Source organism: Sinorhizobium sp. CB7 (genome assembly GCF_041357635.1).
GTDB lineage: Bacteria > Pseudomonadota > Alphaproteobacteria > Rhizobiales > Rhizobiaceae > Rhizobium.
In genome coordinates this window covers 243,173-256,896 of the sequence record NZ_JAULLL010000001.1, presented here as the reverse complement: position 1 = coordinate 256,896, position 13,724 = coordinate 243,173, and the positions used below count along the sequence as shown (strand labels likewise).

General features: G+C 57.9%; 14 protein-coding genes. 9 read left to right on the top strand and 5 right to left on the bottom strand.

Going from position 1 to position 13,724, the window contains the following annotated elements; all coding sequences use genetic code 11:
- The gene (locus AAE029_RS01250) at positions 1 to 1,188 is read left to right on the top strand and encodes a PLP-dependent transferase (RefSeq protein ID WP_371070965.1); all 1,188 of its coding nucleotides are present in this window, start codon (positions 1 to 3) and stop codon (positions 1,186 to 1,188) included.
- On the opposite strand, the gene AAE029_RS01245 is transcribed toward AAE029_RS01250, so the two are convergent.
- Positions 1,079 to 1,741, bottom strand: a complete 663-nt coding sequence (locus tag AAE029_RS01245) for a sigma-70 family RNA polymerase sigma factor (protein ID WP_371070964.1) — start codon at positions 1,739 to 1,741, stop codon at positions 1,079 to 1,081. The genes AAE029_RS01250 and AAE029_RS01245 overlap by 110 nt on opposite strands.
- A gap of 166 nt (positions 1,742 to 1,907) precedes the next feature.
- Between AAE029_RS01245 and AAE029_RS01240 the strand changes: the two genes are divergently transcribed.
- The 3 genes from AAE029_RS01240 to fhuB are packed head-to-tail and all read left to right on the top strand — an operon-like array spanning position 1,908 to position 5,244.
- Positions 1,908 to 2,381, top strand: a complete 474-nt coding sequence (locus tag AAE029_RS01240) for a GNAT family N-acetyltransferase (RefSeq protein WP_371070963.1) — start codon at positions 1,908 to 1,910, stop codon at positions 2,379 to 2,381.
- Entirely contained in the window at positions 2,378 to 3,277 is a 900-nt protein-coding gene (locus tag AAE029_RS01235) for an iron-siderophore ABC transporter substrate-binding protein (protein ID WP_371070962.1), read from the top strand. The genes AAE029_RS01240 and AAE029_RS01235 overlap by 4 nt, the downstream gene beginning before the upstream one ends.
- Complete coding sequence (gene fhuB, locus AAE029_RS01230; protein ID WP_371070961.1) at positions 3,274 to 5,244, top strand: Fe(3+)-hydroxamate ABC transporter permease FhuB; 1,971 nt, start codon at positions 3,274 to 3,276, stop codon at positions 5,242 to 5,244. The genes AAE029_RS01235 and fhuB overlap by 4 nt, the downstream gene beginning before the upstream one ends.
- Before the next feature lie 56 nt (positions 5,245 to 5,300).
- Here the strand turns inward: fhuB and AAE029_RS01225 are convergent, their stop codons facing one another.
- Complete coding sequence (locus AAE029_RS01225) at positions 5,301 to 6,302, bottom strand: helix-turn-helix transcriptional regulator (protein ID WP_371071521.1); 1,002 nt, start codon at positions 6,300 to 6,302, stop codon at positions 5,301 to 5,303.
- Positions 6,303 to 6,742: 440 nt separating this feature from the next.
- Between AAE029_RS01225 and AAE029_RS01220 the strand changes: the two genes are divergently transcribed.
- The 3 genes from AAE029_RS01220 to AAE029_RS01210 are packed head-to-tail and all read left to right on the top strand — an operon-like array spanning position 6,743 to position 9,220.
- Complete coding sequence (locus AAE029_RS01220; protein WP_371070960.1) at positions 6,743 to 8,107, top strand: TadE/TadG family type IV pilus assembly protein; 1,365 nt, start codon at positions 6,743 to 6,745, stop codon at positions 8,105 to 8,107.
- Positions 8,108 to 8,114: 7 nt separating this feature from the next.
- Positions 8,115 to 8,624, top strand: coding sequence for a TadE/TadG family type IV pilus assembly protein (locus AAE029_RS01215; protein ID WP_371070959.1), 510 nt, complete (start codon positions 8,115 to 8,117; stop codon positions 8,622 to 8,624).
- A complete protein-coding gene (locus AAE029_RS01210) occupies positions 8,624 to 9,220 on the top strand; it encodes a TadE/TadG family type IV pilus assembly protein (protein ID WP_371070958.1) in 597 nt (198 codons plus the stop codon). Before AAE029_RS01215 ends, AAE029_RS01210 begins: the two co-directional genes overlap by 1 nt.
- 140 nt (positions 9,221 to 9,360) lie before the next feature.
- On the opposite strand, the gene fhuF is transcribed toward AAE029_RS01210, so the two are convergent.
- Both fhuF and AAE029_RS01200 read right to left on the bottom strand, forming a co-directional pair.
- Positions 9,361 to 10,149, bottom strand: a complete 789-nt coding sequence (fhuF, locus tag AAE029_RS01205; RefSeq protein WP_371070957.1) for a siderophore-iron reductase FhuF — start codon at positions 10,147 to 10,149, stop codon at positions 9,361 to 9,363.
- Positions 10,150 to 10,152: 3 nt separating this feature from the next.
- Positions 10,153 to 12,336 (bottom strand): TonB-dependent siderophore receptor, encoded by a 2,184-nt coding sequence (locus AAE029_RS01200; protein WP_371070956.1) that lies wholly within the window; start codon positions 12,334 to 12,336, stop codon positions 10,153 to 10,155.
- Between AAE029_RS01200 and AAE029_RS01195 the strand changes: the two genes are divergently transcribed.
- Together AAE029_RS01195 and AAE029_RS01190 are read left to right on the top strand one after the other, a co-directional pair.
- On the top strand, positions 12,269 to 12,505 hold the full coding sequence (locus AAE029_RS01195) for a hypothetical protein (RefSeq protein WP_371071550.1): 237 nt from the start codon (positions 12,269 to 12,271) through the stop codon (positions 12,503 to 12,505). The genes AAE029_RS01200 and AAE029_RS01195 overlap by 68 nt on opposite strands.
- Positions 12,506 to 12,589: 84 nt before the next feature.
- Positions 12,590 to 13,066, top strand: a complete 477-nt coding sequence (locus AAE029_RS01190; protein ID WP_371070955.1) for a ProQ/FINO family protein — start codon at positions 12,590 to 12,592, stop codon at positions 13,064 to 13,066.
- A 52-nt stretch (positions 13,067 to 13,118) separates the two neighbouring features.
- On the opposite strand, the gene AAE029_RS01185 is transcribed toward AAE029_RS01190, so the two are convergent.
- On the bottom strand, positions 13,119 to 13,658 hold the full coding sequence (locus AAE029_RS01185; RefSeq protein WP_371070954.1) for a Pycsar system effector family protein: 540 nt from the start codon (positions 13,656 to 13,658) through the stop codon (positions 13,119 to 13,121).
- Positions 13,659 to 13,724 lie beyond the last annotated feature (66 nt).

Genomic DNA, 13,724 nt, shown 5'->3' with positions numbered 1-13,724 from the left:
ATGAACAAATCGATAAACCCGAGCGATCTCGGCTCCCAAGCGATTGCAGACGATCTCCTTTCTCCGGTTGAGCCGGCAGCCTTCAATGCCGTTTCGCCTCCGATCTTCCAGACGTCACTGTTTACCTATGACAGCTATGAGGCCATGGAGGACGTATTTGCGGGTCGCGCGCGAAACTTCATCTATTCGCGCGGCGACAATCCGACCGTTCGCGAGTTCGAGTTGTTGGTCGCCCGACTGGAGGGGGCGGAAGATGGGCGCGCCTTTTCGAGCGGCACGGCTGCTATCACCTCGACGATCTTGAGCATCGTCGAAGCCGGCGACAGAGTGGTCGCTGTTCGCCACCTCTATAACGATGTCTATCGTCTGCTCGTAAAGTTGCTTGGCAGGCTTGGCGTCGCCGTCGATTTTGTCGATCCGGACGACCATGATGAGGTCCGCGCGGCTCTTTCCGGCGCCAAGATGCTCTATCTCGAAAACCCCAGCTCCATGGTATTCGAGCTGCAGGACATCGCGGCACTCGCGGCGATGGCCAAGGAAGCCGGTGTCACGACAGTCATAGACAACTCCTGGGCGACCCCGCTCTTCCAGAAGCCAATCCGGCACGGTGTCGATATCGTCATTCACGCCGCCTCGAAATATATGGGTGGCCATAGCGATACGGTCGCCGGCGTCGTTGTCGGCACGCGCGAGGCAATGGCGAAAATCAATGCGACCTCCTACCCCTATGTCGGGGCGAAGCTTTCACCCTTCGAAGCCTGGCTCCTCTTGCGCGGCCTGCGCACGCTTCGCGTTCGCCTCCGGGAGCATGAACGTAGCGGTCTGCTGCTTGCGGAGCGGCTGAACATGCATCCGGCCATCGCCCGCGTTCGCCATCCCGCGTTTCAGGATCATCCGGGAAAGAGCACGCTCCTGGGTTACTCCGGGCTTTTTTCCTTTGATCTCAACCCTGATATCGATGTCGCCAGCTTCGTGAACGCCCTGAGGGAAATCAGATTGGGTGTCAGCTGGGGGGGACCCGAAACGCTCGTTGTCCCCGCAAAGGTCGCGCTCCAGATCCCCGATCGCATGACGTCCTTCATCCGGTTCGGCGTGAGCGAGCAAACCGTGCGGTTTGCCGTTGGCCTAGAAGAGCCGGAGCTGTTGTGGAGCGATTTGCAGCAGGCCCTTCACATTGCGAGACGATAGCCGATCGCTTGCCTGACGAGAGGCCGGCATGAGGAACAGGGTCGGCGATGGCAAGCTGGCAATGCTCCTCGGCGGCCTTGATCATGAAATTGACCAGGGTTCTGGAAACACCAAGCTCGGCCGCAATATCCTTCTGCGGCACGCCGTTGAGCCGGTGGCGAATGAAGGCTTCATTGGTTCGTTTTGGGAGTTTTTCGAGGGAGGCAAGTACACTGTGCAATGTTTCTGCCGCAACCAAATGATCGAGCGCCGTCGGCACTGAGGCACCCAGCTCCTGGATTGTCTCTATCGACCGATGGTTGTTGACCTGTTGTTTGCGCCTGCGGCTTTCATCGAGCGCTAGGTTATAAACCATTCTGAAGGCATAGCCGGTCGGGCAACGAATGTCCGAGGCGGCGATCCCATATGCCTTCACGACCCCATCCTGAAAGACATCTTCGGCCAATGTCCTTGATTTCAAAATGTTTTCAATCGTTTTGAGAAGCTTGTCCTTGTGCTCTACCATTGCGTTTACGATACCATTTCTGTTCATATCACAATGCGATGCTTCCATAGTCCTGTACCCTTTTTTGCAAATGGAAAATCAGGCTAAGTCGGTCTCAAGCAGTTTTGGTTCCGGACCCTTTCTTGGCAGCCAATACACGATTTGATTGCACTGTCTATTTTAAGGTGATAACAGGAGTCAAGTTTAATTCGACACATGGAGACGACATCAACCCATGGGACAGACAGTCGAGATCTTGGAAGGAAAGGCAGAGCTCTGCCGCTCCATCATGGAGTCACTGCCGGACTGGTTCGCGGAAGCCGCCGTCATCGAGGCGAGCGCGGCGGCGATCGAAGATTTGCCGGTGTTTGGCCACATCGAGGATGACGTGGTTACGGCGCTCATGGCGCTCAGGCCTCATCTTCCCGGAGCCGTTGAAATCGCCTTGATTGCAACGCGACCCGAATATCATCGCAAAGGCGCGGGGCGGCACTTGCTGGCAGAGGCCGAAAATTTCAGCCGTAGTGCCGGTGCACGGCTCCTCACTGTCAAGACGCTCGCGCCGCGCGGGCGGGACGAACCCCAGTTTGAAGCGACCCGAAACTTCTATGATCGGAACGGTTTCATCCGTGCGGAGGTCTTTCCGACCCTATGGCATGAGGACCATCCCTGTCTTTTTCTGGTCAAGCCGCTGGAACGGCTGCAATGAACGTGCAGGAAGCAGTCTTAAGGCGCCGAGATCTCCTTCTTGCATCAATCGCCTTGGCAATTGTGCCCACGCCTGTCCGCGGTGCGGTGGCAAAAGCCGAGCGCGTCGTTTCCCTCGACTACGGTCTGGCCTCGACAATGCTTGCGCTCGGAGTGACCCCGACCGCTGTCGTCGCCCTGCGGAATTGGGACGAATGGGTGGTAGAACCGCGCATGCCGGCGGGCGTCATCGATCTCGGCACCACTGCCGAGATCAATCTCGAAGTTCTGACAAGCATTGAGCCGTCATTGATCCTCAGCACCCCGTTCCTTGCCGCGCTCGATGAAAAGCTCTCCGAGTTCGCCCCCATCATGACATTTACGATCTATGCGGAAGGCGGAGACGCGCTGGATCGTTCCTACGCTGAGACGCTCCGGCTCGGCGCGACGCTTGGACGCTCAGACGAGGCGAAGGCCTTATTGGCGGGCGCAGATGCATTCTTCGAGCGCCTGCGGGAGCGTTTGTACCGGCTCTCCGCGCCGCCCGTTGCAGTCATCAATTTCCTGGATCAGAGACATGCGAGGATTTATGGCGGGCCAGGTCTTTACGGCGGCACGATGAGGCGGATCGGCTTGAGGAACGGCTGGACTGGTCAAGCCAGTTACTGGGGGTTCGAGACGATCGGCCTGGAGCAACTCGCAAGCCTCGACGAGGAGACACATCTGATCGCGGTCGAACCTTTGATACCGCGCGATGTGCTTTCCCGTCTCCAGGAAAGCGCGCTCTGGACAGGCCTTCCGTTCGCGCAAAAACATCGTGTTTCGACAATCCCCGGCGTCCTGATGTTCGGCATGGTTCAGGAGGCGATGCGCTTTGGCGCGCTTGTCGTTGACACTCTTGAGGCCGCGCATCGATGACTACCATTGGCTTCAGTCGCCTGGGCGCGCCTCTATTATCGGCGCTCTTGCTCCTTGCTGCTCTCGGCCTGGCACTGCTGGAGATTTTTCCGGATCTTCCGCATCTCACAGGGAGCCCGACCGGCTACGACGCCAAACGGCTGGTGCTCCTCTATGCGACGCTTCCACGCATGGCGACCGCCCTTCTCGCCGGCGCCGCGTTGGCATTGGCAGGTACGATCCTGCAGCAGATCCTTCGCAACCCCCTAGCTTCGCCGACGACGCTTGGCGTTTCAGCCGGCGCCAATCTGGCGCTCGTCTCGGCAATGCTCTTTTTCCCCTCGTTGACAGGTTTCACCCGCGATGGTGTGGCTCTCCTCGGCAGTTCGCTAGCCGCGATCGCAATCTTCACAATCAGTGCGAAACACGGCCTCTCTCCCTTCGCGCTCGTTCTCTCCGGTCTTATCGTCGGCCTCTGGTGCGGCGCTGCGGCTGCCATTCTTGTCTTGATGAACGACCAATATCTTTCCGGTATCTTCATCTGGGGCGCGGGTTCGCTCTCGCAGCAGAGCTGGACGATCCCTTTGTCGCTCGCGCCAAAGGTCCTTTTTCTTGCAGCTTTTGCCATACTTGCGACCAGGCCGCTGACCTTGGCGCAATTGAGCGATGCCGGCGCCCAAAGCCTCGGACTATCCGTGAAGTGGGCCCGCGCCTTTGCTCTCGCTCTCGCGATTGCGTTGAGCGCAATCGTTACAAGCGCGGCTGGCGTCATTGGCTTTATCGGACTGGTGGCGCCACAAATCGCGCGCCTTGCCGGCGCAAGGCGCATGCTCAGCCAGTTGATCTGGTCTCCTGTCCTTGGAGCCGCCCTGCTCCTTCTGACCGATCAGATGATCAAGCTCGTCGCCCCTGGCGACTTCATCCCGACCGGCGCTGTTACCGCACTCCTCGGCGGACCCATCCTGATTGCTCTGCTGCCACGTCTGGAGACGTCGCCACGCACACTGCCGAGCTCATTCCGGCCGTCAAAGAACCTGAACTTCGCGCCAACGACGGTTGCCGTCGTGTTAACCCTTGCCCTCACGGCCGCGATTGGCGCCGTCTTTCTTGGACGCTCGCCGGAAGGCGCCTGGACGTGGCTACCACTGGATGCATGGGATCAGGTTCTTCCGCTTCGGATCCCGCGGGTTGCCGCAGCCTTTGGTGCCGGACTGGTGCTTGGTGCGACCGGACTGGTCCTGCAGCGGCTCACCGGCAACGAGATGGCAAGCCCTGAGGTTCTTGGCATTTCCGCCGGCGCGACAATGGGCATTGCCGTCTCCATGTTTGCACTCGCCGCACCTGGGCTGGCGATCCAGCTTGGCTTTGCCACCGGCGGCGCGCTCCTGGTCCTGCTGTTGATCTTCCTGCTGAGCGCGCGTTCAGCCTTCGGTCCAAACCGTGTCCTGCTGGCCGGTATCGCCTTTGGCGCGATGCTGGATGCAGGCATCGGCGTGCTTGCCGCAAACGGCGATCCGCGCGGGCTGGCGCTCATCCGCTGGATGGCGGGGTCGACCTACTTTGTCGACAATGCGATTGCCGGGACCGCCCTCGTCATATCCCTTGTTAGCCTTGTGGCCGCATCGCTGCTCTACCGATGGCTCGCGCTGTTGCAGCTTGGACCGGCGACAGCGAGCGAACTGGGTCTCAACATCAGTGTCGCACGCGCCGTGCTGTTCGCTCTCGCCGCGGTGATGACCGCTGCAGCGACGCTGGTGGTTGGCCCGCTCACATTTATCGGGCTGATGGCGCCGCACCTGGCGCAGGGCCTGGGCATCCGCCGGCCGGCGATCCAGCTCTGGGCCGCGGCACTTTCGGGGGCCATCCTTCTGGTCGTCGCCGACTGGGTCGGGCGCATGATCGCGTTTCCCTACCAGGTTCCGGCAGGTCTGATCTCCGCATTGGTGGGCACACCGATCCTGCTGCTGCTCTTTCGCAGGCGGTCCTGAAGTCAGAGCGCGCGTTGCTACGACAACGTGATCGCGCCATTGCCGCAGCTTTCGGACTACGGCTGTCCGGCAACGCCGGACCGTTTGCGCGTGTCCGAAGGGTTCTCGCCATGGCTCACTCGATAAAGGGCCGCAAAACGGCCGAAATGAAAGAACCCCCACTTCAGGCATATATTCCGCACCGATTGGCGGTTTGCGGGATCGAGCAGGTCCTCGCGGACCGCGCGCAAGCGCATGGTCCGCAGATGGGCTGCCGGCGTTGTTGCCCTGAAGGCTCGAAAGCCGGTTTCAAGAGCGCGGACCGAAACCCCCACCGCCCCTGCAACATCCTGCATCGTGAATGGTTGTCCGATGTTCGCATGCATGAATTCGATGGCGCGGCGCACATGCCATGGCGCGATCAGCGGGATTTTCCTGTCCAGCACATGCGAGAACCGGTGGGGAACTGACCGTAATATGAGGTCGGCAAATGCCTCGGTCAGGTGCGACATGGCGATTGGCGAACGAAGCAGCGGTCCGTTATTTCGCATGCCGTTGATGATCGTCTGGGCGAGATTGTTGACCAGCTGGCCGGACGATGAGGAGAGATCGACGACCGGCGACAGTTCCAGCGCCCGGGTCAGCGGTGCGTCCAATATTGCCGCCATTTTTTGGGCAATCACGATCCAATTCAGGCGCAGTACGTCTGACAGATGCGGCTCTCCCAGCACGAAAAAACGCTCCGCCTCGTGGTTGTTCACAAGCAGCAATCGCCCAGGCGTTCCTTCGATGGCCTTGCGCCCAAGCGTGACGTTGATGGCGCCCTCGCGCGGCACGATGATCGATAGCCACTCTGCCGTTTCAGGCACGGCTCGCACGCACCATTCGGAAGGATATTGCCCGGTGACGAGCGACAGTGTTCCATCCGACTGGACATCGGCTTTCCAGACGAATTTTCGCTCCCGGCCGAGAGGCCATGCATCAAACGGGCCAAAGGTGTCGGAAAAAGTCTCGGTCATATGCTCGAAAGTCGAGCCTTGAAAGCGAGGCGAAAAGTTAAATGGCGCGTTTACGGGCATGCTAATCAAGCGAATCTGATGAACGATGCGGCAATTGATGACGAAAGCTGCATTTATTCCTCCCGGTAGCCTCGCCCCTCACGTTAGATTTATGCATAGCAAGATTTATGCCGTGCCTCTGAAATCGCTGTGCCGGCGCCTGACAAGGGCCTCCATGGCAAGGGAAATCAGCGTCCTTTTCGAAGTGCACTCCAATTCCGCGTCTGCCAAGTCTCGATGGGACGATATCTCTGAGGATCGGGGCGACTGCAGGGTATCGTTGGAGAGTTCCTGCGCAAAGCGGATGGATTTGCGCGATCTGGATAGGCAGCGCCCCGTCACATTTACCCTCGGATAAGTGTTCGCCGCCAACATTTGCGGCCATTCGAGCCGTGGGTGGTCCTATTTTGAGATCGAGATTTGCGTCCATAAGGAGATGTTGGCTGGCTGCCGGTGCCGCATTGCTTGGCAGTAATGAAGGAAATATCGCGATCGCCTTTGCGCTGATCCTGGTCCCGCTTCTGCTCGCCGTCGGCTGCTGTATCGACTATGTGCGCGCCTACAACATCCAGGCGAAAATGCAGACCGATCTCGACGCGGCCTTGATCGCCGCCGTCAAGGACGTGGGCACGAAGGAAACTGACAAGCTTCAGCAAAAAGTCGAGACTTGGTTTGCCGCTCAGACGGACCTTGCGGCTGGCAAATATTCGCTGTCCGACAGCAATATAAAAATCAGCAAGACAGATAAAACGATTCAGGCGGTCGCAACCGCCAGTGTTGCGACGACCTTCATGGAGCTTGCGAATGTCAACTCCGTGAATGTCTCGGCGATTTCCTCGGTCGTGGGACCGGGACTATCCTACATGGACGTCTATATCGTAGTGGACAAGTCGGCATCGATGCTGTTGGCGGCCACAACATCGGGTCAAGCATCCTTAAGGAGCCAGGCGAGATGCGAATTCGCTTGCCACACCTCGGAGGGAACGACCTACAAGTACAACGGAAACACCTATAGCACCGTCTACGCGCTTGCGAAGGCAATGGGCATAAGCCTGCGCGCCGACGTGTCGGTCGAGGCCGTCAAGGAAGTGCTGGCCATGATCGGCGACGCGAATGCATCGACCAGCCATATCCAGGTCGGGCTTTACACGATCGGTGCAAGTGCCAAGCAGGTCCTCGCCCCCACCTCTTCCACCTCGACCGCTTACAAATATGTCGATGACGATTCCAAAAATCTCAACAGTGCCACGTCGGAGGATGCGACCTATTTCGATGCATCGCTCCCGCAGCTGACGAAATTAGTGGGAACGGCCGGCGACGGCAGCAGTGCTTCCTCTCCCCTCAAACTTGTCCTGCTGCTCACCGACGGTGTTGAATCGACACGCGATTGGGTGCTCCACAATCCACAGAACAAGTGGAAGTGCGTCAAGAGCCAAGGCTCGACCTGCCTTTACTTCGACTCCTCCTATTTTCCCTATCAGCCGAAGGTTTCGCCGCTCAATCCGAAGTGGTGCCAAACGATGAAAGATAACGGCGTGACGATCGGCGTGCTCTACACCGAATATCTGTCGATCCCCCTCGACTGGGGATACAACATGACCGTCGGCGAGACCATGAAAACGAGCGGCTTCACGACGATCTGGGGCGGGACCATGCGTTCCGGCGTATCGACCAGCACGACGCGCCGCGACTATATTCCCTATGCGCTGAAGGGCTGCGCTTCTTCGGAAGACCTGTTTCTCTCCGCGTCTGCGTCCGACGACATCAAGTCCGGCCTTTCGTCCATCTTCGAGCAATATCTAACCAGCGTTCGGCTAACCCAGTGAGGCTTCAATGTCGCTGTTGCGGCGTTTCGCGGAAAACAGGCAGGGCGCGGCTGCGATCGAGTTCGCTATCCTCGCGCTTCCGTTTTTCATGGTGATTTTCGCCATCATCGAAATCGCCATCATGTATTTCGTCAATTCGGCGCTCGATGAGGCTGTGCATAAGACTGCGCGGCAGGTACGGGTCGGAACCGCGTCGGCCAACGGCTGGAATCTGGCGACCTTCAAGGCGGCAGTGTGCGGCGACTTGACCTATCTGTTCAGTTGCTCGGACAATCTGCTGGTGCGCGCCACTGTCATCACGGACATGAGCTCGGTCAGCAAGATCTCCGGCATAAGCAATGGGACGCTCTCCGTGACAGAGGATTTCAACATCGGCGGGGCCGGCGACTATGTTCTAATTCAGGCTTTTCTGCCCTGGACCCCCGCCCTGCAGTTCTTCAGCTATTCCTCCAGCAGACTGAATGACGGGCGCTATGTACTGAGCGCCGCCGAACTCTTCAAGAACGAGCCGTTCTGATGGGCAACGGCATTTTCGAGCCGGGATTGGCGCAGAGAGGCTCTGTATCCAGGATGGTACGTCGCTTTCTCCGAGACAGCCGGGGTGCCTCGGCCATCGAGTTCGTTCTTGTCTTCCCTATCATGGTGGTTCTTCTCGCCGGCACGGTCGATTTGAGCCAGGCACTACTCGTCAGCCGCAAGATGAACCAGATAGCCGCCACGCTCGGCGACATGATCTCGCAGAAGGCGAACTGGACGGACGACGATGTAAAGGCCATCATGACGGGTGCTGCCACGATCATCGAGCCTTTCGATACGGGAAAACTTGCCATTCAGCTCGCAGTTGTCGACGTCAGCAACGATCTGACCAGCAAGGTCAATTGGGCCGAGGCTTACAATACGACCGTCCTGTCCAAGGGCGACGACCCTCCGGTCGATATCCCGAAGAGCATTGCGGAGGAGGGCGTTCAGCTTATTGCCGTCAACGCGACCTTTACCTTGACCACGCCGTTTTCCAGCTTGCTTGAGCCCATCACCGGTAACGCATCCTATAGCTACAGCAGGAATTACATCATGCGCCCGCGCGTCAAGGACTCCGTGGCATTGAAGAGCTAGCCAGTCGATGTCAGGACCGCATGCGGCCAGCATATGGTCTAGAGCAATTCCAGGAAAAGTGCGCAGCGGTTTTCCGTTCGGAATTGCTGAAAAACAGAAGGTTGGAGCGGTTCTGCGATTCAAGGAAAAGCTGAACCGCTCTAGTGCCGCCCGTCAGGCAGAGGGCAAGCCTCCCCGCAGCCGCCGACGCCGGGGAGATTATACCGCAGGCAACAGACTTTGCGGCGTGCGAACTCCAACCCGCATTGCTGGCGGGCCGTGCGGATCATCCCATGCATCGGGTTGCGGGCGCCGCCTGGCCAGGTCGGCTCGTTGAGCAACGCCAGCCCTTCCTCGACCAGACCAGGTTCGCATCGATGGGCGATTTCCTTGAGGATCCAGGAAAGATATGCGGCGACATTGTTCCACAGAAGCTTCGGGGCCACGGCGGCGTTTGCCGCGATCGCAGCAATGAGTGGCTCAACATGGCCCAGCATCAAATCGTGGAGATCGGCGCCGGGATCGGCGGTCGCGTAAGTGTCTGATGTCATGAGGAATGCCGCGGGCTCGGCCGTGTCGTGGCTGCACACCAATGAAAGGTGGTTCAGTCCTAGGGACAGTCCAATGCGATGGACGAACAGATGCACGGAGGGAGCGATCGTCAGCATGCTGAAATAGTAGAGGGTCCACATGGAGACGATCGCGCGCCGGTCGCTGCCCGGAAATTTTCGGGCATATTGCGCGATAATATCTTCAAAGACCGAAACGTTGCACAGTTCGCTGCACGCGACCACGGAACCTGACGAGGGCAAGCTTTGCAGCAGCTTGCCGCGGCAGTACGAAAACGGGCCATCGCCCACCAGTCCGTCGAGATCGACCGGCTGGTGGGCGAGAAGGACGTCAGACTTTGTTGTCGGGGCCGATGACCGCCCATTCATGTTTGCCGCCATGCGTTACCACCGGTATTTGAGGGACGCGGTCATGTTCCGGCCCTGGCCGAGATAGCAGAAGCCTTCATTGCAGACCGTATCGCGATGATCGGCGATGTTGCGGATATTGAAGGCTGCCGTCAGGCCCTCATATTTCTTGTCGACCGCGCCGAAATCGTATGCCACTGCGGCATCGACGTAGAAGCTGGAACCATTCTTCGATGTGTTGGCAGTGTCCGTGTAATTCGAGCTGAGATACCTGATGCCTGCACCAACCGACAGGCCGTTGAACGGGTTCGTTTCCTGGAACGTATAGTTCGCCCAGAGGGTGGCGACATGGGCCGGGGTGACGGCCGGAACATTGCCCTTGTTATCGCCCGCGGTGATCTCCGAGTGATTGTAGGTATAGGCCGCAATCAGGTCGAGGCCGTCCGCGACGGCGGCCCGGGCCTCGAGCTCGATGCCCTTGCCGGTCACTTCGCCGAGCGATGCATAGACCGACGTCAAAGGATCGACCAGGACGGGCTTGTTCTTCTCGACGATATGATAGGCGACGGCGGAGAGCAGTATATCGGTCCCCGGCGGTTGATATTTGACGCCCAGCTCGTACTGCTCGCCCTTCGTGGGTTGGAGAATTTCGCCGGACGCCGATCGATTTACAACCGGATCGAAGGAGGTGGCATAGGAGACAAACGGGGCGATACCATTGTCGAAGAGGTAGAGCGCGCCGCCTTGTACAGAGAATGCGTGCTTGTTGACGTCTTCGGCAGCGCTCGAGCCGAACGATGGATAAGTCGTGTCACGCGTCTGCTCGACCCAGGTCTGGCGGCCACCCAGATTGAAGCGCCAATTGCCCGCTTCGATCTGATCCATGGCATAGAGACCGAGCTGCTGCAAATCGGCATCGGCAACGATGAAATTATAGGACGGTGTTGCCCCTGAGACGCCATAGGTTCGATTGGCGATATCGAAGTCAAAGGCCGGATCTACGGCACCAATGCCATAGCCGAAGCTTGAATTGACGTTCGTATAGTCGAGGCCGAAGAGGAGCGTATGGTCAAGCGCACCTGTATCGAACTTCGCCTCGAGCTGATTATCGACCTGGAAGACATTCAGCTCATCCCGGACGGAACTGGCATTGCGATGGGCGACCGTGCCGGTCCAGCTCGATATGCCAAGGTAGCGTGCCCGAAGATTGAGATGCGAATAGCGCAGGTTCTGGCGGAACGTCAGGCCATTGTCGAATTCATGCTCGAATTGATATCCGACCTGCTGCTGTCGAACCTTCTGGTAATCGTAATCAGGATCACTTTCTCGCAAGTGCAGGATTGTGCCATCCGGCGCTTTGACGGCGCCGACATTGGCGTCCGTCTCATCGGACTGCAGCAGGCTATAGATCGTGAGGGACGTATTTTCGTCCGGCCTCCAGGTCATGGATGGCGCCAGAAGATAGCGGTCATCGGCAATATCGAAGTTGGTGTCGCCGCGGCGGGCAAGTCCGACGAGGCGATAGAGAATTTCGTCATTCTCCTCGCTGACCAGGCCGCTGAAGTCGAACATGGCTTGGGCCCTGTCCTCAGTGCCATAAAGCACACCAACTTCGCGGATCCGCTCCTCGGTCGGAAACTTCGAGATCTTGTTGACAAGGCCGCCGGGAGACCCAGCGCCATAGAGAACCGAAACCGGACCCTTGATCACTTCGACGCGCTGCAGCTGATAGGGCTCGTTCCGGAACATGCCATAGTTCATATATGGCTGCCGCAAACTGTCGCGATAGTCGCCCACGGTCGTGACATTGTAGCCACGAAGGAAGATCTGGTCGAAACGCGGATCGAAACCGTTCGGACCGGTCGTAACACCAGCGGTATATCGCACGGTCTCAATCACGTCCTGCGCACCACGTTCCTCTATTTCCTTCTCCGTCACGACGGAGACGGAACGGGGCGTCTCGACCAACGGCGTACTGATCTTCGTCGCGCCGGCGCTATTTTTTGCGGTCACTGAGATTCGATCGGTCTTGCTGTCTGAGGTTGTTCCGCCTTCCAGCGTGATGGGCTTCAGTTGCGTTGCGTTGCCCTCGGCGGGGGCACTTTGAGCTGCGACCGGTCCAGCATATGCGGCGATCAATGAAATCGCGGTCGTGGCAAACAAAACGTATCTACCCGGAAGAGTTATCTTCCGAGAAACATTAAGCAAATTATCCTTCATCGCTGATCCCTACGTCGCAATTGACGCGGAAGCTAGAGAACGACAAAAGCCATGTCAATATAATATGATTATTTTAGTCATGTTAAATCTGATTTTCGAAGGCAGTAGTTTTATTCCCGATGAAGTTGCACGTTTCCCATTATGGAATTCTTATGCAAAAGCAGGCTGATGAGCGTAGGCTGGGTTCGGAACGTCCAAACGTCAAAATCCATTCACAATGAGCGTCTAGGAGTTGACGACGAGGTAGACAGAAATGAACAGACCCTGGACGATCAGCCGCGGCCCGATAGAGGCAAATGAATCCGACATCCGCAAAGCGGATGCGATCAACGCCATGCTGATCCAGCCGATCTCTATCCTCCCGGCGAAGGCGGGGGACCCAATCCGACCGTTTGCGATCGGCCTTTGGAATGACATACGCCCTCTCTTGAAGCCGGAGGCCGGGGTCACGGCTCTCAGACGAGCGACAGGGGCGTTCCTGCATTCGAAGCGCTATTATTTCGCGACGGCCCAGCCGGACTCGATGCGCCATGACATCAACGGAACGCCAGTCGAACCCGTATCGGCGGCTGACCGCCTTACTGCCCAGGAACGGTTTCTAAGTCTTAAGCAGCGCGACGGCGAGCGCGCCGCCATGGAGGAAACACCGCCGCCCGCGCCTCCTCCGAGCAAGGCCGAGCTTATACGCGCCTCTCTTCTCGACAGGAAAAGGCCTGCCGCAATCCGTTGAACTGACCCGCATCAAGGGAAACGGCGGCCTGTTGCCGTTAAAGTCTGCGCCGCTATACGGTCACGAGCAGCAGAACATAGGCGATAACGGTCACAAGCAGACCGCGGAAGGCATAGGTTACGAAACGGTATTTTCCGCGCGCGATAGTGGAGAGAATATTCGCGTTCTCCATGTACTGATCAAAGAGATAGGCTTCGTCGCGCCGGGCCGCAGCCTCGCGAAAGCTGTCGCGATGCTTCGGCCAGGCGCCCCAGAAAAGCGAGGTCGAGGAGTTCAGATGCCGCGGCAATACCACTAGAATCGCCGACAAGATGGAAACGATCGAGCCGATCGCCAGGCCCGCGGAGAACAGAATTCCCTGTGGCGTACCTTGGGCATAGCGCGCCCAGGCAAACACCTCCCGTCCCTCGCTGGAGGTTACAAGAAAAGCGAGCATGAAAGTAAAGATATACGCAGCTTTCTGATCTGAAATCTTGATCTGATCGTAAAATATATCATTGATTTTCTTGATATGATCAAAATATTCTGAACTTACATACTCTGTTGAAGGATAGCTATTCAATAATTCCGAATAGTTTTCAAATTCGCTCATGTTTTATCCCCGGCCAAAGTGTTACTCTGATATTACACTTCGTCGACAAAGCAAATCTATTGCTTA

What these genes read in the sequence shown, in the direction of transcription:
- AAE029_RS01240 (WP_371070963.1), top strand. Translation starts at nt 1,908, where the DNA reads ATGGGACAGACAGTCGAGATCTTGGAAGGAAAGGCAGAGCTCTGCCGC.
- AAE029_RS01210 (WP_371070958.1), top strand. Translation starts at nt 8,624, where the DNA reads ATGGGCAACGGCATTTTCGAGCCGGGATTGGCGCAGAGAGGCTCTGTA.
- AAE029_RS01190 (WP_371070955.1), top strand. Translation starts at nt 12,590, where the DNA reads ATGAACAGACCCTGGACGATCAGCCGCGGCCCGATAGAGGCAAATGAA.
- fhuB (WP_371070961.1), top strand. Translation starts at nt 3,274, where the DNA reads ATGACTACCATTGGCTTCAGTCGCCTGGGCGCGCCTCTATTATCGGCG.
- AAE029_RS01185 (WP_371070954.1), bottom strand. Translation starts at nt 13,658, where the DNA reads ATGAGCGAATTTGAAAACTATTCGGAATTATTGAATAGCTATCCTTCA.
- AAE029_RS01235 (WP_371070962.1), top strand. Translation starts at nt 2,378, where the DNA reads ATGAACGTGCAGGAAGCAGTCTTAAGGCGCCGAGATCTCCTTCTTGCA.
- AAE029_RS01215 (WP_371070959.1), top strand. Translation starts at nt 8,115, where the DNA reads ATGTCGCTGTTGCGGCGTTTCGCGGAAAACAGGCAGGGCGCGGCTGCG.
- fhuF (WP_371070957.1), bottom strand. Translation starts at nt 10,149, where the DNA reads ATGGCGGCAAACATGAATGGGCGGTCATCGGCCCCGACAACAAAGTCT.
- AAE029_RS01225 (WP_371071521.1), bottom strand. Translation starts at nt 6,302, where the DNA reads ATGCCCGTAAACGCGCCATTTAACTTTTCGCCTCGCTTTCAAGGCTCG.
- AAE029_RS01250 (WP_371070965.1), top strand. Translation starts at nt 1, where the DNA reads ATGAACAAATCGATAAACCCGAGCGATCTCGGCTCCCAAGCGATTGCA.
- AAE029_RS01245 (WP_371070964.1), bottom strand. Translation starts at nt 1,741, where the DNA reads ATGGAAGCATCGCATTGTGATATGAACAGAAATGGTATCGTAAACGCA.
- AAE029_RS01200 (WP_371070956.1), bottom strand. Translation starts at nt 12,336, where the DNA reads ATGAAGGATAATTTGCTTAATGTTTCTCGGAAGATAACTCTTCCGGGT.